Below are 21,670 nucleotides of genomic sequence, written 5' to 3'. Positions count from 1 at the left end.
ACGCCAGCTTATATTTTTTATGAATTATATTGTATTAGTATTATTAATAGCTTATCAGCAAGTTATTTATGCCTTTGATTGGGATGATTTATGGTTACGTAAGGATCAGCAAAGGGCTGAGGTTTTATCGAAAGCTGTTAGTTTTTATAAAGATAAGAAATATCAGGATGCTATTGAGATATGGGAACCGCTGGATAGTGCAATGGGGTATTATAATAAAGCTAATGCTTTGGTACATTTATCTCGGTTTAAGGAGGCTATTGTTAGTTATAAGAAGGTTTTAGCACTTGATCCTAATTATCCTGATGTTAAAGCGAATTTAGCTATTGCTGAAAAGTTGTTGCAACAGTTTGTTAATAAAAAACCAACTTTGACTGAAAAGCCAAAAAAACCAAATAAGGATAAGGGTGCTGGAGCGAATGAGAAGAATCCTCCAAAAAATAGTAAGAAAAGTGCGGCTAATAAATCGCCAAAAGGTGAAGCTATAGCGGCAAAAAATGCTCCTATTATTGGGCAACAACGAGATAGTAAGAGTAAAAAACAATTACAATCAGAGAATAAGAAAAAAACTGTACAGGATCAAGAACAATTTTTACAATCCATTGATGATAATCCAAAGGAGTTATGGCGTAAGAAAATTCGTTCAGAATATGAAAATATATAAGTTATTTTTAAGTTTGTTGTGTTTGAGTCAGTCGTTATTTGCTGAACCAGCGGCTGAGATTTTTTTGAAAACTAGTGTTACTCCTGAGAGTAATTATGTGCAAGCTCAATTTATTTATAGTTTGCGTTTATATTATCGGGTGCCTATTGATTCTGGTCAATTTTCTAAATTGGAAATTGAGAATGCTCATGTTGAGTTATTAGGTAAGGATTCTACATTTAAAACTCAGTATGAGGGTTTGGAATATGAGGTGCGTGAGCGGCGTTATGCTATTTTTGCTGATGGTTCATTTACTATTCCGGCTATGGAATTTAATGGTATGTTAAGCACTGCTGATAGTGAGTGTGATTCTTTGTTTGAGTATTGTATTGGTGAAGAGGTGAGTTTTAATTCTGAGCCGCTGGAGTTTGATGTTAAAGCAAAGGCATATGATGATAAGTTATGGTGGTTGCCAGCTGAGGATGTTAGTTTGGAAGAGCAATGGGTTTTGAAGCAACCTTTTTTTCAAGTTGGTGAGCCGGTTATTCGTAGGTTAAAGTTGAAATCAAAAGCTTTGGTATCTGAGTTTTTGCCAAAATTATCGGTGCCTAATGTTGTTGATATTAGTAGTTATTCAGAACCACCTAAGCGAAAAAATAAAGTTGATAAGGATGGGGTTATTGGCAGATTGGAGCAGGAAGTAGTGTTAGTTGCTAATAGTGCTGGTTATTATAAGTTGCCTGCAATTGAGTTGGTTTGGTGGGATACGATAAATAATAAGCAGCGCGTTGTTAGTTTGCCTGCTCATAATATTTATGTTCGTTCAGCGAATGAGGGTTTATGGTGGTTATGGTTTTGGCAAATTTTAAGTGCTGTGTTGGGTTTGTTGTTTTTGATTAGTTTTATTGGATGGTGGCGCAAAAAAGATAGTAAAACTTTAAAACAAGCTTGTAAGGATAATAATCCTCATGAGGCACAAAAAGCTTTATTAAGGCTTAATGTTGTTCAAGATGAAAAAGTGCAGAAAGAGTTGGAGCAGTTATATCGTGTGCTTTATGCTAAGGAAAATGCTGAATGGAATGGAGATCATTTTTGGCAAATTGTTAAGAATAATTTGTCTGTTTCTGAGCATAAATTGGATAAAAAGATGGAAGTTTTGCCGGAACTTTATTCTAATAATATGTGAGGTTATGGTGTGAATCAAGCAAATATTCAATATTTAAAAATATCTAATTTCAAAAGTATTGAGATGCTGGAATTAAGGAATATTAAAGATTTTTCTGTGTTTGCTGGTGCCAATGGCAGTGGAAAAAGTAATTTTTTTGATGCGCTGGATTTTGTTAGTCGTTTTATGCGTCATGGTATAATAGATGCGCTTCGCTGGTATGGGGGATTTGATAATATTCGTTCTATTCAAGCAAATGAAGATTATGCGCGGCTATTTGAGTTTGAAATTGAGTGGCAAGATGAAGAAGAGGTTCAGTATAAATATCAATTAATAATAAATTCCTTAGATTCTGATCCAGAAATTAACGAAAAATTTCTTATTAATAAAGAAACGATCAAACTGAATCCTTTTCCGGTTGAGTATTCTGGTTTATCTTCGATACCAAGATTGCCATTCAGTGCATTACTAAGAAATATACGTATCTATCGTATAGAACCTTTTTCCGCATCTTTTCCTGAACAATCCGATCAAGACTCATCAGTATTAAAACCTAATGGTCATAATTTAGCTAGTGTCTTACGGCGTTTGGAACAAGATGATAATTTACGGGAAACTATTTTAGAATGGATGGAAATCATAGTTCCGGGCATTAAACAAATTAAAACTGAGCAACAACGCTTAGGAATTGGTACGGCTATTTTATTTCAAGAACAAGGTACCAAATTTCCAGCTCATATGATGTCAGATGGCACTATTTATGCGCTTAGTCTGTTAGTTGCGGTTTTGGATACTCCTAAATATGGTTTGACTTTAATTGAAGAACCAGAACGTGGTTTGCACCCTCAAGCTATTTTTGAATTAATTAATTTGATCCGTGAACAAGCATCTCATTCTAGCCCTATTTGGGTAAGTACTCATAGTGAATCAGTGGTGCGTAGTTTACAGCTTGATGAAATGTGGTTAGTTGAGCTTGGGGGAGGATTTCCGTGGTAAAAGTAGGTTTTGTGGTTGAAGGTATTTCAGATAAGAAGTTAATAGAAAGTGCCATTTTTAAAGATTGGGCGAAACAGGAATGTGGTTTAGAAATTCTTGATGAAGTTGTGGATGCGGGTGGCAATAGAAATATGTGTAGCCACAAAATCGAAATTTATATTGATTTAGTTGTTATTGCTCGTAAAGCAATGGAATCTTGGTTTTTAGCTGATACTGAAGCAATGAGAAAGTGGTTAGGAGATGAAAATTTTCAATTAGCAAATCCAGAAGAAACTGATGAAATGCCTTGGGATTACATTAAAAAGTTAGGCAAAAATTCTCCAAAACAACGCGGACCGGGCAGTAAGATAGCATTTGCCCGCAAATTTATCCGTGATTATGGTTTTGATGTTTGTCGAGCGGCTAAACATCCTAATTGTCCAAGTTCTAAGTATTTTATAATGAAATTGTATGAATTAGGGAAATAAGACTAACAATTCTCTTGATTTTATTTTGATGGCCATTATATATGGCCATATCCGTTTGTGATCAGCAGGCGGTAGTTCTTAAATAATGAGGAAATTTATGTTATTCAATTCTTATGAGTTCATTTTTTTATTTTTACCAATAACACTTTTAGTGTTTTTTAGTATCGGTGGTAGGGGGCATCATAGAATCGCAATCGCTTGGTTGGTTGGAGCTTCTCTGTTTTTTTATGGTTGGTGGAATCCAGCTTATCTTGGTTTAATTTTAGCATCCATTTTATTTAATTATGCAACCGGGGTTGCTTTGCTTAGCCAGCCATCCACTTCGCTTCGCTTCGCTTCGCTTCGCTTCGCTTCGCTTCGCGCGGAATAATACTCCTTTTTGGTATTTGTGTCAACCTTTTTTTATTAGGCTATTTTAAATATGCAAATTTCTTCGTTGATAACCTCAATAGTTTAAGTGGTAGTACTTTTCATCTCGAAACCATTATCCTTCCTTTAGCAATTTCTTTCTTTACATTTCAACAAATTACTTATCTAGTTGATGCCTATAAAGGCGAAACTCGCGAGTATAATTTTCTTCATTATTGTCTTTTTGTTACCTTTTTTCCGCAACTTATAGCTGGTCCAATTGTGCATCATCGTGAAATGTTGCCACAGTTCGCTAAGAGTACAATTTATAAGTTAAATTATGATCATTTGGCTGTTGGGTTGACTATCTTTTTTCTTGGTTTATTTAAGAAGGTTTTTTTAGCTGATGGAGTTGCGGTTTATGCAACACCTGTATTTGATGCCGCTGAACAGGGTTTGACTTTGAGTTTTTTTGAGGCATGGGCTGGTGCATTAGCTTATAGTTTGCAATTGTATTTTGATTTTTCTGGTTATTCTGATATGGCAATTGGAATTGCTAGAATGTTTGGTGTTCGTTTGCCGCTGAATTTCAATTCTCCTTATAAAGCTATCAATATTATTGATTTTTGGCGATGCTGGCATATGACACTTTCTCGTTTTCTTCGTGATTATGTTTATATTCCTTTGGGTGGTAATCGTAAAGGTAAGTGGCGGCGTTATGTGAATTTGATGATAACTATGTTATTGGGTGGTTTATGGCATGGTGCTGGTTGGACATTTGTAGCGTGGGGAGCTTTGCATGGTTTTTATTTGATGATTAATCATGGATGGCGAACTTTACGTCGCGCTTTGGGGCATGATTTAAGTTGTTCTAGTTGGTGGGGCAGAGGATTGTCGCTGCTTATTACTTTTATGGCTGTTGTAGTAGCTTGGGTATTTTTTCGAGCTGAAAGTTTTGGTGGCGCGATGATGGTTTTAGAAGGTATGAGTGGGGTTAATGGTTTTTCTTTGCCGTTAGCATGGTTACAAAAAGCTGGATCATTAGCTGTTTTGGAAAATCTTGGGATAGGTTTTGAAATTATGGTGACAGGTTTTAATAAATTCTGGGTTATTAATATTTTCTTTACTTTATTAATAGTTTGGTTTATGCCAAATACTCAACAATTTATGTATGGAAAAATAAGATGGCAATGGCAAGCTTCACCAGCATGGGCTGTTAGTATGGCTTTAGTTGCAACAGTTGCAGTGCTTAGTTTAACTCGTGTTAGTGAATTTTTGTATTTTCAATTTTAAAGGATCCGACTATGAAAAACTATATAAAAATATTGGTTATTTTAAGCATTATTTTTGTAATAACTGTGATTAGTTTCAATTGGTTGATTAATCCTTATGGGATATTTAATAGCCCTGAAATTGAAGGTATAAATAAAAACAAGCCTGAATTTTCTAGCCACTTACGTCTTGCTAAGGCAATGGCTGTTTATGAACAAAAGCCTGAAGCTGTGATTTTAGGAACTTCTCGTAGTGAATTTGGTTTTGATCCTAATCATCCCGGATGGCAGGTTAAATCTGTGTATAATATTGGTCCAAGTAGTGGTAACATGTATGAAATATTACGTTATTTTCAACATGCTCATTCAATAAAACTTCAAAAGCAAGTCATACTTGGTGTTGATTTTCGTATGTTTAATATATTTGAACCAAATGAAGTTGATTTTAAAGAATCTAATTTTAACCAAAACCAATTATTAACTCTAGCTTCCATTGATACATTTTTTTCCAGTATAAAAACTGTATTTAAACAACATATAGAAGAAGAATATTTACATAACGGGCAACGACATTGGACTTTTCATGCAAATAATATCCGTAAACAAGGTGGACATCTACAAGCTTTTCGTTCAGTAGAAGAAAGTTATATGAACAAAGTATGGAATCCATATCAATTCACTAATCGAAAACAATCAACCCTAAACTATTTCCGTAGTTTGCTCGACATAGCTTATCGTGACAATGTAGATTTAAGAATTTTAATTTCTCCATCTCATGCTCGTCTTTGGGAGGCTCTTGATTCTGTGGGTTTATGGAAAAAATTTGAACAATGGAAACGCGAAATGGTACGAATCAATGAACAACAAGCCAAGAAACATGGAAAAACACCATTTCCACTTTGGGATTTTAGTGGTTATAACAGTTTTACTACTGAAAAAGTTCCACCTTTAAACGACAAAAAAACCCAAATGAAATGGTACTGGGAATCATCTCACTACAAAAAAGAACTAGGTGATTATGTACTAGATCGTGTTTTTGAATACAAACATCCAGATAGAATAATACCAGATGATTTTGGGAAATTGCTTCAGTCTAAAAATATTGAACAACAACTTGCAAAAATTCGCGTAGAACAACAAAATTATCGGTAGTAGCAAACCTGACAGGTTTAATACACTAAAAGTTCTCCATCAGCATTGAGGCGTAAAAGACTCCGCTAATAATCTCACCACTAGTATTGATACCAACTACTGTGCCTATAAATCTTAAACTTGGAATTAACATCATAATAAATAACTGTATATTAATTTAATTAAATTTTGAAATTGTAAAACCATACACAGAATTAAACGCGGTAAAAATAATTCTGTACAGTAATAAGCTTAAAATGCAACTAATAATAGCAATTATTAGACGCTGTTTTAATTTAGAAGTGGTATATTTCATTGCTTAACTTTATAAAGTTCTTTGTGATAGAAGAAAACAACTATGCTGACTTATTTTGAAATTGAAAATTTTCGTTCATTTGAATCTGGTGAAGACTCTGAGTTTGATCTCTGTGGTGAAAAAAGAAATTTTCCTCCTACAAATGTAGCTATTATTTTTGGAAATAACGCCTCTGGCAAAACTAATTTAATTGATGCGATTGAGTTTTTTCGGGATATTTTCAGTTTATATCAAGGCGGTTCAGTTCCTCATCATTTGTTTTTTGCCCATCATAGCAATAAGGATAAACATATCCGTATAAAATGTGAAATTATCATTGATGGTAATAGTTTTTGGTATGAGAATATACTGCAAATAAAAGAAGATATTCTTGAATCGCTTAATGAATCTTTAACGGTAATACCTTATAAAACTCACTCTGAAAAGCAATTATTTCAATATGAAAGTTCTTCTCAAGAAGCTTTACATTTATCAAGTTATTTAGTCAAAGCCAAATCACCTAAAGCAAAAACTCAACTCTATATAACACAATTTTTAAAATATATAAAAAATATCAATATTGTTTCCAGACATTTTGAAAGCTATCTGAACCAAGTGGCTAACCACCTAATGCAAGATGCGGATTTAAAACAATCTTTACTCCGGATGATCAGTAATTTTGATTTACATATTTCTAATATTGATGAACAGCGGCATGATTTTTTAGAAGGACAAGTGCTTATGCAGTTTCATCATCAAGATTTAGGCAAAATGTTGCCTCCTGAATGTGAATCTCATGGTACCTTGGGGCTTTATGTATTACTGTATTTTATTTTGCTGACATTGAGAGATAATAGATTATTGTTAGTAGATGAAATTGAAACTGCCATTCACCCCGATATTGTGGAAGTAATTATTCGTATCATCAAAAAAAATCGGCTACAAAAAAAACATTCTTATCCTCAATTTATTTTTACCACTCATCAAACTGAATTGATGAATTTAGTAGGCAGTAAACGTGCCATTTTTCTGGCTGAAAAAAATCAGCGAGGAGCAACAAAAATCAGCAGTGCTGAAGACTTTGTCAATCTTCGTGGTGTTAGAGATGCTTATAAACAGTATAAATTAGGTCGTCTAGGTGCTGTACCTTTTTTAAGTGAAGAATTAGAAGAATTGGCTATTCAATTACGCAAGGAATAATAGGGAATGGCAAGAAAGAAAAGAAAGTCAAAACAGCTTCAGTCACAAAGATATTTTATGATTTATGTCTCAGGTGCTTATGAAGAAGTTTATATGAAGTGGCTACATTCTCTATTGCATGAACAATGTCAGGTCAATTTGTTTGTACGCTGTTATGAGGGTGGGGAAGATTTTGGAGGCGGATTTGACATGCTGGAGAAAGATTTAAAGTCACAACGTGTAACCAAAAACTTAGAACGAGCAGAAGCAATTTTAATTCAAGGAGATATGGATGTTAAAACTATAGTCAAGCGATTTTCTGAATTTGAACATAAAGCCAAGACATACCGACGCACGGTTTATTTAGTACCGAGTATTCGTGCTTTTGAATCTTGGCTTAAAGCGCATTTTACTTCAATAAAGAATCAAAATGAGATAGTAAGTAAAAATGATATTGATCAATGGATTCGTGGTTATAGTCAATCGGTTGATAATGCACAACAATATTTTAAAAATCAGAGTGATTTCAAACAAATTATGAAAGCGGCGCATCCAAACACCGGAAATCAGTCGTTTCGTAAGTTTCTTGAAAAATTGGGTGTGTTAGATTGTTTTAATTGATGAGCTTTTAATTTAGAAGTGGTATATTTCATTGCTTGATTATTTCTCGCGTTTACGCAATAAAAATTCACTATAGCCTTCAACAATTAAATCGTCTAATTGACCAACTTTAATAAAACCCATTTTTTGATAGAACTGTTGTGATGGAGCTATTGTTAGTAATTCTAAACATGCTCCGCGTAGCCAAGGATAACGTACACATACTACTCCAACCAGTTGTTGATCTCCTGCATAAAAGGTGGCTTTGATGTGATGTTTTCTTAAATAATTGACAATAGCGGCATCATAACCTGTTCTTTCCTTTGTGCGTTCACATAAATCAAAGGTTAGTGCTATGATTTTTTTTATTTTTATCAGGAATAACGTGGCGAATGGAATTATGTAATTTAGGATCAAGTTTAGAAAGTGAATTATGTGGTGTACGTATTAATGGTTGACCTCGAAATGGATTTTTTATTGGACGTTTTACCTTTTTATCTCGTGGACTACATTTAAATATGGAATATTTTGCCATTTTAGATATTCATCTTTAGATGAATATTTTTTTTCTGAAGCATAAGAGTTTTTTAATGATGTTTTTTGACGAGAGGGGTAGTTTTGCTTTGATGTGTGCATTATTCCAATTCCAATTGAATCATAATTTTGTTTACTTGTATGAAAAGCAATATTTTTTTCTTCTCTTTCACGACTAAGCCGTTTTTGTTCTTCTATTTTCATGATAAATTCTTTCTTTTCTTTCCCTTTCTTCACTACTGAGTTGTAAATAAAAAGGCTCATCAGAGCAATGAGGATAAGCATATCCATATATAATTTATAGCTTTAAATATCTGCACAATGTTAAGGTAATACCAACTACTGTGCCTATAAATCTTAAACTTGGAATTAACATCATAATAAATAACTGTATATTAATTTAATTAAATTTTGAAATTGTAAAACCATACACAGAATTAAACGCGGTAAAAATAATTCTGTACAGTAATAAGCTTAAAATGCAACTAATAATAGCAATTATTAGACGCTGTTTTAATTTAGAAGTGGTATATTTCATTGCTTAACTGTATAACAATTGTTAATTTATGAGTAAAAAACTATTTAAATCTACTGCTGTTGTTGGTGGATTCACTTTAATTTCTCGCGTTTTAGGCTTTGTTCGTGATGTGGTTATTGCACATACCTTTGGAGCTGGTGCCGCTACTGATGCTTTTTTTGTTGCTTTTAAAATTCCAAATTTTTTGCGCCGCTTATTTGCTGAAGGAGCATTTTCACAAGCTTTTACGCCAATATTAAGTGAGTATAAAACTAAGCGTAATCATCAGGAAATAAAAACATTAGTTAATAACGTCGCTGGACATTTAGGTGGCATTTTATTAATGGTAACTATTGTTAGTATGCTTGCCGCGCCGCTGTTAGTCTTTATTTTTGCTCCCGGATTTTATAATGATCCAGCTAAATTTAACTTGACAGTTTCTATGTTGCAAATAACTTTCCCTTATTTATTTTTTATTGCTTTAACAGCTTTTGCCGGCGCGATATTGAATACTTATGGGAAATTTGCGGTGCCTGCTTTAACACCTGTGTTGTTGAATCTGTGTTTTATTGTTGGAGCATTGTCGTTTGCATCTTACTTTCAGCCACCAATTATGGTGTTAGTTTGGGCGGTATTTATTGCAGGTATAGTGCAGTTAGGCTTTCAATTACCATTTTTAGCGCGTCTAAATTTGTTACCTAAGCCGCGTTTTAAAAAAGATGCAGGTGTAAAAAGAGTCTATAAATTAATGATTCCTGCCTTATTTGGTGTGTCAGTATCACAAATTAATTTATTAGTTGACACTTTAATGGCATCTTTTTTAATAAGTGGCAGTGTTTCGTGGTTATATTATTCTGATCGTTTGATGGAATTTCCAATTGGAATTTTTGGAATTGCTTTGGCAACGGTGATGTTGCCTGATTTATCTAAATCAGTAGCACGTGGTGATATGTCTAAGTATAATAATACTTTAGATTGGGCTTTACGTTGGGTGTTTTTAATTGGTGTTCCATCTATGTTAGGTTTAATGTTGTTAGCGTCACCAATGCTAACTACTTTATTTTATAGTGGTCAATTTACTGAAAATGATGTAATTATGACGGCTCGTAGTTTAATGACTTATTCTGTGGGTTTATTAGGCTTTGTATTAATAAAAGTCTTAGCTTCTGGATTTTTTGCGCGTCAAGATACTCGTACACCAGTAAAAATTGCTGTAATTGCTATGGCAGTCAATATGATATTAAATTTGGCATTAATTGTTCCTTTAGCACATGCTGGTTTAGCCTTAGCTACTTCAATAGCGGCATTGCTAAATGCTGCTCTCTTATACCGAGGTTTAAGAAAACAAGAAGTTTATACTCCACAAACCGGTTGGCTGGCTTTGTTTATACGTATTAGCTTAGCTGGTATAGCGATGATAGCTATTTTATGGTGGGGTAGCGGTAGTTTATCTAGTTGGATAGATATGACTATATTAGAGCGTGTATTACAGTTATTTATTTTGATAATTGCAGGAATGTTAGTCTATATAGTGACTTTATTTGCTGTAGGATTTAGATTACAACATGTGAAATTAATATGAGTTCTCAATCTCTTCGTTGTTCTTTTTGTAGTGTTGAATCGTCAGATGATGTTCCTCTTATAGCTGGTGCTAATGGCTATATTTGTGAATCTTGTGTACATCTGGCTAATGATGTTATTGCTAATTGGATGCGTCAACGTTCATTTAATGAATTAAAAGATGATCTTTCTACTCCTGTTGAAATTAAAGCTAAATTAGATGATTATGTAATTGGTCAAGAATTAGCTAAAGAAACTCTTAGTGTTGCTGTTTATAATCATTATAAACGTTTAATTCATATTCGTAATATTAATGATGTAGAAATTAGTAAGTCTAATGTATTAATGCTTGGCTCATCTGGCACTGGAAAAACTTTGTTAGCTAAAACTTTAGCGGCTATTGTTGGGGTGCCATTTGTGATAGTTGATGCTACTAGTTTAACTCAAGCTGGTTATATTGGTGATGATGTTGAAACTATTTTGGTACGTTTGTTAGATGTCGCTGATGGTGATATTAAGCAAGCTGAGTGCGGTATTATTTATATTGATGAAATAGATAAACTCGCGCGTGTAATAGATAATGGCAACCGAGATGCTTCTGGTGAAGGTGTACAACAAGCTTTATTAAAGATAGTTGAAGGCAATACGATTAAAATTCCTGATGTAAAGAAAGAAAATGAAACTATTACAATAAATACTAATAATATTTTATTTATTGCTGGTGGTGCTTTTTCTGGAATTGAAGATTGTATAGCGGCTAAAACTAATATTGGATTTAATGCTGAGTTAAAAACTGAAAAAAAGATTTCTGCTGATCAAATACAACCAGATTATTTATCTAAGTTTGGTTTAATCCCTGAATTTATAGGGCGTTTTCCAATCACTACTGTTTTAGATTCATTAGATGAGGCGGCACTAGTTAGAATTTTAACTGAGCCACGTAATGCGTTAGTACGTCAATATCAAAAATTATTTGCTTATGAAGATGTTGAATTAGAATATACGCCAGAGGCATTGAAGGCGATTGCAGCTAAAGCATTAACATATGGAACAGGAGCGCGATCTTTACGCAGCATACAAGAACAGTTATTACGCCATTGTATGTTTGAATTACCCTCCAAACGTGAGAATGTTATACGTTGTATTGTTGATGAAGATGCTGTAAATGGTGTTGGAGAGGTTAAATTAATAGAATCACACTTATCAATAATAGCAGCATCAAAAAATCAAATGGGTAAAAAAAATTAAGCAAACTATAATAGTGCTAGTTAATTAACTAGCACTTTATATAGGAGAAGCTAATGATACAGCCACATGGCTCAAATAATTTAAATCCATTGTTTATTTATGATGAAAACAAACATGAGGAATTGCAAAAAGAGGCAACAAACTTACCTTCTTTATTAGTCAGCTCTGCCGCAGCCGCTAATGCTGTAATGTTAGGTGGTGGTTATTTTAATCCTTTAACTGGATATATGAATATTGCTGATGGGATTAGTGTTGCTGAGAAAATGCACACAACTAGTGGGCTTTTTTGGCCAACACCTGTATTTAATCTAGCTAGCGATATTGCTGATATTAAAGATGCTAAACGTATTGCTTTACGTGATCCTAATGTAGAAGGTAATCCAGTATTAGCAATTCAAGATGTAGAAGCTATTGAAGAATTAACTGATGAGCAAATAAATTTAATTGCTGAAAAAGTTTATGGTACTTTGGATAAAGATCATATTGGTGTTGGAACCTTTATGTCACAAGGAAAGTATGTTATTTCTGGTCCGATTCAAGTTCTAAGTTTTAGCTATTTCCAACAAGAATTTCCTGATACTTTCCGTACAGCAGTAGAAATTAGAAATGAAATTGCTGAGCGTGGTTGGAATAAAGTTGTTGCTTTCCAAACACGTAATCCTATGCATCGCGCTCATGAAGAATTATGCCGTATGGCTCATGAAACATTGAAGACAGATGGAATTCTGATTCATATGTTATTGGGTAAATTAAAGAAAGGTGATATTCCAGCTCCGATACGTGATGCTTCGATTCGTAAAATGGTAGAAGTATATTTCCCAGCAAACACTGTAATGATTACTGGTTATGGTTTTGATATGTTATATGCTGGACCACGTGAAGCGGTATTACACGCGGTTTTCCGTCAAAATTGTGGCTGTACACATTTCATTGTTGGGCGTGATCATGCTGGTGTAGGTGATTACTATGGTGCATTTGATGCGCAAACAATTTTTGATGAGGTGCCAGAAGGTGCGCTTCAAATTGAAATTTTCCGTGCTGATCATACGGCTTATTCTAAGAAGTTGAATAAAGTAGTAATGATGCGCGATGTACCAGATCATACTAAAGAAGATTTTATTTTATTATCAGGTACTAAGGTAAGAAAAATGTTATCTGAAGGTAAAGATTTACCTCCAGAATTTTCTCGCCCTGAAGTTGCTAAAATTTTGATGGGATATTATCAAAGTTTGAATTAAGTTTGAAAAAACCTGACAGGTTTTTAAAACCTGTCAGGTTTGTAATATTGTAATTTAAAGGTATTTTATAATGTCAGAGCAATTGATAAATATATCTTTTTCTGTGAACAAAGGAATTTTAAGTTCCTTGAAAGAAACTAAGGATGAATTCATAACTGATATTCTATTTTTATCAGCTCTACTCTTTTATAGAAAGAGGAAATTATCTCTTGGAAAAGCCGCAAAATTAGCTGGTTATAGTAAAATAGATTTTATTAAAAAATTACAAGAAGAAAAGGAATATATATTTGACTACTCAGATAAAGAAATTGATGATATATTTAATGATGTAAAAAATATAAAGTGAAAACTGTATCAAATACTACGCCTATAATATCCCTAAGTTCCATAGGTACAATAAATTATTATTTCTCAAGCAGTGTATGAAGAAATTAAAGCTGATAATACAATTATAGATGAAAATCTGGGCTACTCTATTGCAAAAAAATATAGCCTAAATGTAATCAGGACATTATCAATTCTATTGAAAGCTAAAGAAAATAATATAATTACTGAAGTAAAACCACTTATTGATGAGATGATTTTAAAAGGAAGATGGTATTCAAAGCATGTTTACTATTCATTTCTAAAAAAGGCTAATGAAATTGAAACATAAAACAAAAACCTGTCAGGTTTATTTATTTACAACTATCAGTCTCAGTCATATCCTTCAATTCCACTTCCAAGTTTAGCAATCGTAGTAACTTCAAAGCAAGGAATCTCAACTGATCTAGTTTTAGGATGATAGAAAGAATCTAAATCACTTTTGACCCAAGCAATTACTGTGAAACTACCATCCATTCTCAAGCTAGGTTTATCACCAATCAGTATATAATCATTTGAGCCATCAAAACTATAAGCACTTCCATTATTCCCAAACCGATCCTCAATCAGCGTCGCGCCATTAACAGTTCCATCATTCAGATCAGCCAAAACATTGCCGCTTAATGCAGCAGATAATACCATAGCATTTACAAGTGTAAATTTTTTCAAGAAAGTTTCTCCTTTAATAGTTAAATTGTGTGGGCCATTAGGATAAATATAATCGCCATAATATGAGTACAGCGAATTACGTGGATAAACGAATTATCTATCTAACTTGTTTACATTCGTTTATCCACGTAATTCGCTGTACTTAATTGTCAGAATCAGGATTTACAGGATTAAATCTTTATAATTCATGGCAATTATTCTGTAAATTCTGATTCTGACAATTGGTATTAATATAAATAGATATGACTAATGATGGAGAAGTGCAGATTAAGGAAATGCAGTATGAGAGTGGCACTGTAACAGCTTAGGATTAAAACCAGACAGGTTTTAATTAAAAACCTGTCTGCTTTATCTTACCGCAACCGCTTCAAAGTAGATTTATCAAAATTTCGCTTAGTAAATCTTCTATTAAATCTATAAAATTTATATTTTAACAATGTGCTTTTACCAGTTTGATGGTTTTGCATAAACATTGCGCCCGGGCGCCAGAAATTTTTACCATTCACTAAATATGATTTATATTTTTTAAATGTTAAAGTTTTAAGACGAGAATTTTTGCGATCATAATAAACTACTTTCTGAGGATTGAAATGTCTTTTATCCATCCATGTAATCATACGTTTATAGCCAGAATATCTATAAGCAGGATAACGCACGATCACATAACAATCCTTGCCATTATAACGCTGACTTCGCAAATATCTATAGCGGTATTTATCTAATTCCTGCGAAGCAATATCTTCATAGGAAAATTCACTACCCATAAATGGTCCAGATTTATTTCTTGAGCTAATACGTTTAACTCTTCTTAATGCTGGAAGATACATCCATTGATGATCTGGTTTTAGTGAATGAGACCATGTTAATACCGCGGTACCCTTCACATCTCTAGGGCGATCAAATATAGATAAACCTTTATCACCATCACCGGGAACTTCCATTGATCTAACACGCAGATAACGAGTGCTTGTTCGCCCATGACGATTTTTTAAAATCATCTTCATTTTCGCTTCAGAATCTTTCCAACCGTTATCACGGTAATCTGCCATTCGCGCAATCGCAAATCCCTTTGCTTGAGCAGTTTTTGCAGTTGCTATTGCTTGAGCAAGTCGTTGTTGTTCTAAAACACTTGCTGATCCTATTAAGGGTAGTAAAGTTAAAATATGTAATATAAACAGTCGTTTCATTGTTTCTCCAATTTCATTAATAGTGTTGGTAAAAATAAGAAATCTGCCGCTAATGCTAATGCAATTGTTACAGCAGTCATCATACCCATGCTTTCATTCATGTAAAAATGTGATTGAGATAAAACTAAAAATCCTGCTATTAATACTATAGAAGTAATCCATAATGCTAAACCAACGCTGCGAAAAGCATAACGTACCGCTTCTGTAGAATCCAATCCTTTTTCACGACGAGCGCGTAAGTATTTAGTTAAATAATGAATTGTATCGTCAACCACAATACCAATTGTTAGCCCTGCAACTACTGATAAACCTAAGCCAATTTGTCCTACAAAAAAACCCCAGACACCAAAAGCCATTGCAGTTGGAACTAAATTTGGTATTAAGCTAATCAAGCCATATTTAACAGAACGTAAAGCAATAATAAGGATTAAGGATATTAATATCAATGCTATTACAGCACCTAATAACATATTTTTAATATTGCGAGAACCAATATTAGCAAACATCATTGCACTACTAGCACCATATACCTGCATGGATTCTGGTGCATTGTCTTTTAACCATTTTTGAGCGCGTTCATCTACAGCTAACATTTGATTAGTAGATATATTTTGAAGAGTAACAGCAAAACGAGTCGCAGACTTATCTATATTGATTTGATTATTAATATCTAAGCCGTATGGTAAAGACATTTCATATAATAATAAATATTGTGCTGCTAAGTTACGTTGTTCTGGAAGACGATAATAACTTGGATCATCGCCGTGCATATTTTTATTTAGACGCTTAAAAGTATCAGTAATGCTATTTACATGTACCACTTCAGGTTGTTGACGATACCACTGAGCAAATTCCTCAACCTTAGCTAAAAAGGCAGGGTTACTAATACCACCTGATTCACCTGATTCTAAAGAATAATGTATATCATAAATACCGGTTAAATTTTCAGTGACAAAATCAGTTGCACGGCGAAACTCAAAAGTTTCATCAAAATATTTCACAAATTCATCATTTAATTCATTACGAGGAATAAAAGATATTAATAATATTATTGTTCCAGCCATAGTCCACATTAATGGCTTGCGCCTTTTGACTACAAATTCACCTAAACGATCCATAGCATGAACAGTATTTGTGGTTTCTGGTTTGGGTTTAAATGGTAAAATTGCTATCAGTGCTGGTAACACTGTAACAGATAAAATGAAGGCAATAATAACACCCATCGCTACAATATTACCTAAATCATGAAAAGGTGGTACATCACTAAAATTCATGCTTAAAAAGCCAATAGCGGTAGTTACACTAGTCAAGAAAATAGGCAGTATATTTATACGTAAACTCTCAATAATAGCGGCATATTTTTCTAAGCCATTGACTCGCATCTCATGTCGTAATGTCACTAAAAAATGAATACTATCAGCTACGGCTAAAGTCATAATCATTGTGGGTGCAGCAGCAGATGGTCCACTTAGTGCTATTCCAAGTAATCCTGCTATACCCATAGCTCCAAGGATAGAACATGAAATAACTATAATAGTACTAAAAGTTGCAGACAAACTGCCTAATAATAACCATATCATTAAGATGATCACCAAATACATCATTGGAATTAAACTAGTCATATCTTTTTTAACCGCTTCTGGAAATGAGTTATTCATCATTGTCATTCCGGTTAAATAAATCTCAATATTAGGATATTTAGCACGCAGTTTATCTGCTAAATTACGAACAAATGTTGCAATTTCAGGGATTTCCTTATCTGGATTTTTACCTAATAATTGAATAGTAACATTAACCGCTGTGACATGAGCTTTAGGTGAAATTAATTTATGAATTAACATCGGCTCTTTCAGAGCAATCGCTTTAGCTTTTGTTAGATCTGCTTCAGATAGGGTTTTAGCTTCCATTATTAAATCTTCAACAATCAGATCATCTTCTTCAGCGCGTGTATATTGAAAATTAGTAATAGAATCTACACGAATTGAAAATGGAATTTGCCATGCTTCATTAGTCAGCCATTCCACCGCTTCTAAAGTTTCATTGCTAAATACTTGCCCACTTTTAGGAGCCAATACCAACATCACGTTATCATTTTGAGTATAAGTTTTTTCTAACTCATCAAAAGCTAAAAGTTGAGGATTATTATCGCTAAAAAATACTCGATAATCAGTATCAAATCGTAGTGGAAAGCCAAGAGTAGTTAGCCCTACCAATACTAAACAAGCAAATATAACTAAATATCGCCATTTGATCATTAATTGACCATAGCGTTCAATCATTTTATGGAATCCTTATAAAAAATAAAGATTCCATTATATATCATAATGTAGTTATAATGATAGATTAATCAGAATTTCTTCCTTGTCTATAATCTATAATTTTTATGACAAATAAAGCAACTGTACTGATCATTGATGATAGTTTAGTTAATTTAATCTTTTTGCAGGGTGTTTTAAAAAAACATTCATTTAATGTGCTTTCAGCTAATAATGGTAAACGTGGCTTAGAGTTAGCTCAAGAATCTCCACCTGATATTATTTTATTAGATATTATTATGCCCGGTTGGGATGGTTATGAAACTTGTAAGCGTTTTAAACAAAATAATAATTTATCTAGTATTCCAATTTTATTCTTGTCGGCACTAGGTGAGTTAGAAAGTAAGGTAAAAGCTTTGCAAGTTGGCGGTGTTGATTATGTTGGTAAACCTTTTCAAGAACCAGAATTATTAGCACGGATAGAAACGCATCTTGAATTGGCACATTTACGTAAAAATTTAGAATGCGAAGCTGCCAATCAAACCAAAAAAATTAAATTGTTATTTGATGCTTTACAATTATCTTATGAAAGAGCACAACAAACTTCTATTTTAAAAACTGAATTTCTACGGAAAATCAGTCATGAATTTTTAACTCCAATGAATATTGTTGTTGGAATGAGTGAAATTTTAATAGAAGATACTGAGTTGACAACAGAGCAACAACATTATACAAAAACAATAATTAAAGCTAGTAAACAATTAAACGGTATTCTCACTAACATGTTAAATTTTGCTCAACAGTTTAAAAGTGAAATTAAACAAGTTATCACTGAATTTCAAACGCATGAAATTATAGATCCTCTATTAAATGAATTTTCTAGTGTTGCTAAATCCAAATCTTTACAAATATATACTAAGGTAGATGAATCATTGTTAGATATGCGGCTTCTAGGTAATAAGCAAGGAATTCATAATATATTAAATAAATTTTTAGATAATGCTATTAAATTTACTGACAAAGGTAAAATTTTAATACATGTAAAGTTTGAGAGACAATTGGTGCTATTTGAAGTTAGTGATACAGGAATGGGTATCCCAACAGAAAAAAAAGCTAATTTATTTGAAGTTTTTTCTCAGCTTGATAATTCATCAACACGCCTGCATGAGGGTATGGGTATGGGTTTAGCAGTGGCTAAAATGTTGACTGAAAATATGGGCGGAGAAATAGGAGTGAAAAGTGTGTTGTGTGAAGGTAGTTGTTTTTGGATTAAAATTCCATTAGAGTTAAAACATGTTAAAACCACCAAATGATGAAAATAAAGTTTTATTACATTCTTGTTGCGCTCCTTGTTCAGGCGAATTGATGGAGGCTATGTTAGAGTCTGGTATTGATTATAGTATTTTTTTCTATAATCCTAATATTCATCCTGAGAAGGAATATGAAATACGCAAACAAGAAAATATACGCTTTGCTGAACAGCATAATATAGAATTTATTGATGCTGATTATGATAAAGATAATTGGTTTATACGCACCAAAGGGATGGAATTAGATCCTGAACGAGGGCGACGCTGTACAACTTGTTTTGATATGCGTTTTGAGCGTACCGCTTTATATGCTTATGAGAATGATTTTAAAGTATTTACCAGTTCTTTAGGAATTTCGCGTTGGAAAAATATGACACAAATTAATGATTGTGGTATTCGCGCAGCGGCAGATTATCCAGATTTAAGTTATTGGACATATAATTGGCGTAAAAAAGGCGGTTCACAACGGATGATCGAGATTTCTAAACGTGAAAATTTTTATCAACAAGAATATTGTGGCTGTGTTTATTCTTTACGTGATACCAATAAATGGCGCAAACAAAATGGGCGCGAAACTATTAAGATAGGAGTTAAATATTATGAATAATATCCCAAATCCAGAAGATTTATTTAAACAAGTAACTCAAGCATTACCAACTGGTTTGTTTGAATTACATAAGGATTTAGAAAAAAATTTACGAGTCGGTTTAGATTCTGGGCTGCGTAAAATTAATGTTGTAACAAGAGAAGAATTTGATATACAAACTGCGGTATTAGAAAGAACTCGTGCCCGTTTAGAAAAACTTGAACAACAAGTTGCTGCTTTAGAATCAAAATAGTGTCTTCTTTAGCTATTGTTCATAGTCGCGCTCAAGTTGGCATTCAGGCACAACCTGTAACTATTGAAGTTCATTTAACTAATGGTTTGCCGAAATTATTAATTGTTGGTTTGCCTGAAACTGCGGTTAGAGAAAGCCAAGAACGTGTTCGCAGTGCTTTGTTGAATGCTGAATTTGAATTTCCTTTACAGCGTATTACTATTAATCTGGCTCCAGCAGATTTACCTAAAGAGGGTGGGCGATTTGATCTTGCCATCGCTTTAGGTATTTTGGCAGCGTCTCGACAAATTAATGCTGATAAATTATCAGAATATGAATTTGTTGGAGAATTAGCTTTGAATGGTGATTTACGACCAGTGCGCGGAATTTTACCAATGGCTTTAGAAGCTCGTAACGCACAGCGGCAAGTAGTAGTACCTTCTCAAAATGCTGCGGAAGCTAATTTAGTCAGCGGAGTTTCAATTTTACCGGTACAAAATTTACTTGAAATTTGTGCCCATTTACAAGATCATACTAAGATTCAGCCTTATACAGAACAAATACCTGATGCAATAAATGCAAATCATATAGCTGATTTAGGTGAAGTTCGTGGTCAACATCATGCCAAACGCGCTTTAGAGGTAGCGGCTGCCGGTGGACATAATTTATTAATGTTAGGACCACCGGGAACTGGTAAAACTATGTTAGCTAGTAGGTTGCCTAGCATTTTACCTCCGATGACTGAGGCAGAGGCATTAGAGGCTGCTACTATTGTTTCAATTACTCGTAATGGCTTTGATGCAAGCCGCTGGGGAATTAGACCTTTTCGCACTCCACATCATACTGCGTCTGGAGTTGCTTTAGTTGGTGGAGGTAGTCATCCACGCCCGGGTGAAATATCATTAGCGCATAATGGTGTATTGTTTTTAGACGAATTACCAGAATTTAATAAGCGAGTTTTAGAGGTTTTACGGGAACCGATGGAATCAGGACATATTACAATCTCTCGTGCGGCTCAACAAGCTGAATTTCCAGCTAATTTTCAATTAATAGCGGCAATGAATCCATGTCCTTGTGGTTATTTGGGAGATCCAAATGGACGTTGTCAATGTAGCCCAGAAAAAGTGCGCCGCTATCGAAGTAGAATTTCGGGTCCAATGTTAGATAGAATTGATTTACATATTGAAGTACCGAATTTACCTCGCTCAGAATTACGTCAAGATACGATCAGAGAATCAAGTGCAGAAGTACGCGCTCGTGTAATAGCGGCAAGAGAACGCCAAGTAAAACGTAGCAATAAAGCTAATAGTTTATTATCTAATCAAGAAATTGATAAAATTTGTAGATTAAATCCAACAGATGAAAGATTATTAGATACAGCGATTGAAAGACTAGGATTATCAGCGCGTGCATGGTATAGAATTTTAAAAGTTGCACGAACTATTGCAGATATAGCTGATAGTGACGACATACAAACTTCACATTTGACAGAGGCTATTACTTATCGAAGCTTGGAGAGGAAGAGGGTTGTTTATTAACTAGTTAAAATAATAGCATAATTAACTACTTAGTTATAAGTTTTAAGACAGTTACAAAAATGACATCTCCTCTTGATCTGAGTGTGACCTTAATCTGATGTCAAATAAACATATTGTTACATGCTCAGACACCGCCTAGGAATAAATTCCAAGGCTCATAGCTAAAGTTACGAAAAATGTTACTTTTCGTGATTTCATTGATATGCCACATCTAATTTTAAAAACTTAGGTGTAGCGCAATGATCATTTATTTAATACATTGAATATAGCTAAAACACCATGAACAAACGAACTTTTGAAACTTGTGGTCCACCGTTCAAAACCCTTTTCTATTGAGA

General features: G+C 33.6%; 23 protein-coding genes. 18 read left to right on the top strand and 5 right to left on the bottom strand.

The genetic code is table 11. The features are described 5' to 3' along the window. Positions 1-19 precede the first annotated feature (19 nt). The 9 genes from BHU68_RS15755 (at position 20) to BHU68_RS15720 (ending at position 8,116) form a co-directional block, all read left to right on the top strand. On the top strand, positions 20-664 hold the full coding sequence (locus BHU68_RS15755) for a tetratricopeptide repeat protein (protein WP_069472238.1): 645 nt from the start codon (positions 20-22) through the stop codon (positions 662-664). Continuing rightward, complete coding sequence (locus tag BHU68_RS15750) at positions 651-1,829, top strand: BatD family protein (RefSeq protein WP_069472237.1); 1,179 nt, start codon at positions 651-653, stop codon at positions 1,827-1,829. Before BHU68_RS15755 ends, BHU68_RS15750 begins: the two co-directional genes overlap by 14 nt. Before the next feature lie 9 nt (positions 1,830-1,838). Beyond that, positions 1,839-2,804: an AAA family ATPase gene (locus tag BHU68_RS15745; protein WP_069472236.1), complete on the top strand. Its 966-nt coding sequence runs from the start codon at positions 1,839-1,841 to the stop codon at positions 2,802-2,804. After that, positions 2,798-3,271: a hypothetical protein gene (locus tag BHU68_RS15740; RefSeq protein ID WP_069472235.1), complete on the top strand. Its 474-nt coding sequence runs from the start codon at positions 2,798-2,800 to the stop codon at positions 3,269-3,271. Before BHU68_RS15745 ends, BHU68_RS15740 begins: the two co-directional genes overlap by 7 nt. 97 nt (positions 3,272-3,368) lie before the next feature. Next, positions 3,369-3,641, top strand: coding sequence for a hypothetical protein (locus BHU68_RS17975; protein ID WP_253181164.1), 273 nt, complete (start codon positions 3,369-3,371; stop codon positions 3,639-3,641). After that, the gene (locus tag BHU68_RS15735; protein WP_320409042.1) at positions 3,587-4,912 is read left to right on the top strand and encodes an MBOAT family O-acyltransferase; all 1,326 of its coding nucleotides are present in this window, start codon (positions 3,587-3,589) and stop codon (positions 4,910-4,912) included. The genes BHU68_RS17975 and BHU68_RS15735 overlap by 55 nt, the downstream gene beginning before the upstream one ends. 11 nt (positions 4,913-4,923) lie before the next feature. Next, positions 4,924-6,042 (top strand): hypothetical protein, encoded by a 1,119-nt coding sequence (locus BHU68_RS15730; RefSeq protein ID WP_069472234.1) that lies wholly within the window; start codon positions 4,924-4,926, stop codon positions 6,040-6,042. Between the two features lie 337 nt (positions 6,043-6,379). Further along, positions 6,380-7,516, top strand: a complete 1,137-nt coding sequence (locus BHU68_RS15725) for an AAA family ATPase (protein WP_069472233.1) — start codon at positions 6,380-6,382, stop codon at positions 7,514-7,516. A gap of 6 nt (positions 7,517-7,522) precedes the next feature. After that, a complete protein-coding gene (locus BHU68_RS15720) occupies positions 7,523-8,116 on the top strand; it encodes a hypothetical protein (protein ID WP_069473000.1) in 594 nt (197 codons plus the stop codon). A 39-nt stretch (positions 8,117-8,155) separates the two neighbouring features. Here BHU68_RS15720 and BHU68_RS15715 read toward each other — a convergent pair whose 3' ends face one another. Together BHU68_RS15715 and BHU68_RS15710 are read right to left on the bottom strand one after the other, a co-directional pair. Further along, complete coding sequence (locus tag BHU68_RS15715; protein ID WP_069472231.1) at positions 8,156-8,512, bottom strand: polysaccharide deacetylase family protein; 357 nt, start codon at positions 8,510-8,512, stop codon at positions 8,156-8,158. Positions 8,513-8,581: 69 nt separating this feature from the next. After that, on the bottom strand, positions 8,582-8,833 hold the full coding sequence (locus tag BHU68_RS15710; protein ID WP_141698826.1) for a hypothetical protein: 252 nt from the start codon (positions 8,831-8,833) through the stop codon (positions 8,582-8,584). Positions 8,834-9,195: 362 nt separating this feature from the next. Between BHU68_RS15710 and murJ the strand changes: the two genes are divergently transcribed. From murJ to BHU68_RS15685, 5 genes are all read left to right on the top strand, one after another. Further along, entirely contained in the window at positions 9,196-10,728 is a 1,533-nt protein-coding gene (gene murJ, locus BHU68_RS15705; protein ID WP_069472229.1) for a murein biosynthesis integral membrane protein MurJ, read from the top strand. Next, positions 10,725-11,954 carry an ATP-dependent Clp protease ATP-binding subunit ClpX gene (gene clpX, locus BHU68_RS15700; RefSeq protein ID WP_069472228.1) on the top strand — a complete coding sequence of 410 codons (1,230 nt, stop codon included), beginning with the start codon at positions 10,725-10,727 and terminating at the stop codon, positions 11,952-11,954. Before murJ ends, clpX begins: the two co-directional genes overlap by 4 nt. A 53-nt stretch (positions 11,955-12,007) precedes the next feature. Beyond that, a complete protein-coding gene (gene sat / locus BHU68_RS15695) occupies positions 12,008-13,192 on the top strand; it encodes a sulfate adenylyltransferase (RefSeq protein WP_069472227.1) in 1,185 nt (394 codons plus the stop codon). A gap of 70 nt (positions 13,193-13,262) precedes the next feature. Beyond that, complete coding sequence (locus tag BHU68_RS15690) at positions 13,263-13,538, top strand: UPF0175 family protein (protein ID WP_069472226.1); 276 nt, start codon at positions 13,263-13,265, stop codon at positions 13,536-13,538. Between the two features lie 72 nt (positions 13,539-13,610). Further along, positions 13,611-13,847, top strand: a complete 237-nt coding sequence (locus BHU68_RS15685; RefSeq protein ID WP_069472225.1) for a DUF3368 domain-containing protein — start codon at positions 13,611-13,613, stop codon at positions 13,845-13,847. Between the two features lie 41 nt (positions 13,848-13,888). Here the strand turns inward: BHU68_RS15685 and BHU68_RS15680 are convergent, their stop codons facing one another. The 3 genes from BHU68_RS15680 to BHU68_RS15670 form a co-directional block, all read right to left on the bottom strand. Beyond that, positions 13,889-14,224, bottom strand: coding sequence for a hypothetical protein (locus tag BHU68_RS15680; protein ID WP_069472224.1), 336 nt, complete (start codon positions 14,222-14,224; stop codon positions 13,889-13,891). Positions 14,225-14,577: 353 nt separating this feature from the next. Further along, complete coding sequence (locus BHU68_RS15675; protein ID WP_069472223.1) at positions 14,578-15,411, bottom strand: outer membrane lipoprotein-sorting protein; 834 nt, start codon at positions 15,409-15,411, stop codon at positions 14,578-14,580. Further along, positions 15,408-17,690: an efflux RND transporter permease subunit gene (locus BHU68_RS15670; protein ID WP_069472222.1), complete on the bottom strand. Its 2,283-nt coding sequence runs from the start codon at positions 17,688-17,690 to the stop codon at positions 15,408-15,410. The genes BHU68_RS15675 and BHU68_RS15670 overlap by 4 nt, the downstream gene beginning before the upstream one ends. 104 nt (positions 17,691-17,794) lie before the next feature. Between BHU68_RS15670 and BHU68_RS15665 the strand changes: the two genes are divergently transcribed. The 4 genes from BHU68_RS15665 to BHU68_RS15650 are packed head-to-tail and all read left to right on the top strand — an operon-like array spanning position 17,795 to position 21,332. After that, the gene (locus BHU68_RS15665; RefSeq protein ID WP_069472221.1) at positions 17,795-18,979 is read left to right on the top strand and encodes an ATP-binding response regulator; all 1,185 of its coding nucleotides are present in this window, start codon (positions 17,795-17,797) and stop codon (positions 18,977-18,979) included. Continuing rightward, positions 18,960-19,583 (top strand): epoxyqueuosine reductase QueH, encoded by a 624-nt coding sequence (locus BHU68_RS15660; protein ID WP_069472220.1) that lies wholly within the window; start codon positions 18,960-18,962, stop codon positions 19,581-19,583. The genes BHU68_RS15665 and BHU68_RS15660 overlap by 20 nt, the downstream gene beginning before the upstream one ends. Then, positions 19,576-19,815 carry an accessory factor UbiK family protein gene (locus BHU68_RS15655; protein WP_069472219.1) on the top strand — a complete coding sequence of 80 codons (240 nt, stop codon included), beginning with the start codon at positions 19,576-19,578 and terminating at the stop codon, positions 19,813-19,815. Before BHU68_RS15660 ends, BHU68_RS15655 begins: the two co-directional genes overlap by 8 nt. Next, positions 19,815-21,332, top strand: a complete 1,518-nt coding sequence (locus BHU68_RS15650) for a YifB family Mg chelatase-like AAA ATPase (protein ID WP_069472218.1) — start codon at positions 19,815-19,817, stop codon at positions 21,330-21,332. Before BHU68_RS15655 ends, BHU68_RS15650 begins: the two co-directional genes overlap by 1 nt. Positions 21,333-21,670 lie beyond the last annotated feature (338 nt).

It is taken from the genome of Candidatus Marithrix sp. Canyon 246, assembly GCF_001723685.1.
Lineage (GTDB): Bacteria > Pseudomonadota > Gammaproteobacteria > Beggiatoales > Beggiatoaceae > Marithrix.
The sequence above is the reverse complement of the archived record's forward strand: the minus strand, read 5'-3'. Positions and strand labels throughout refer to the sequence as shown.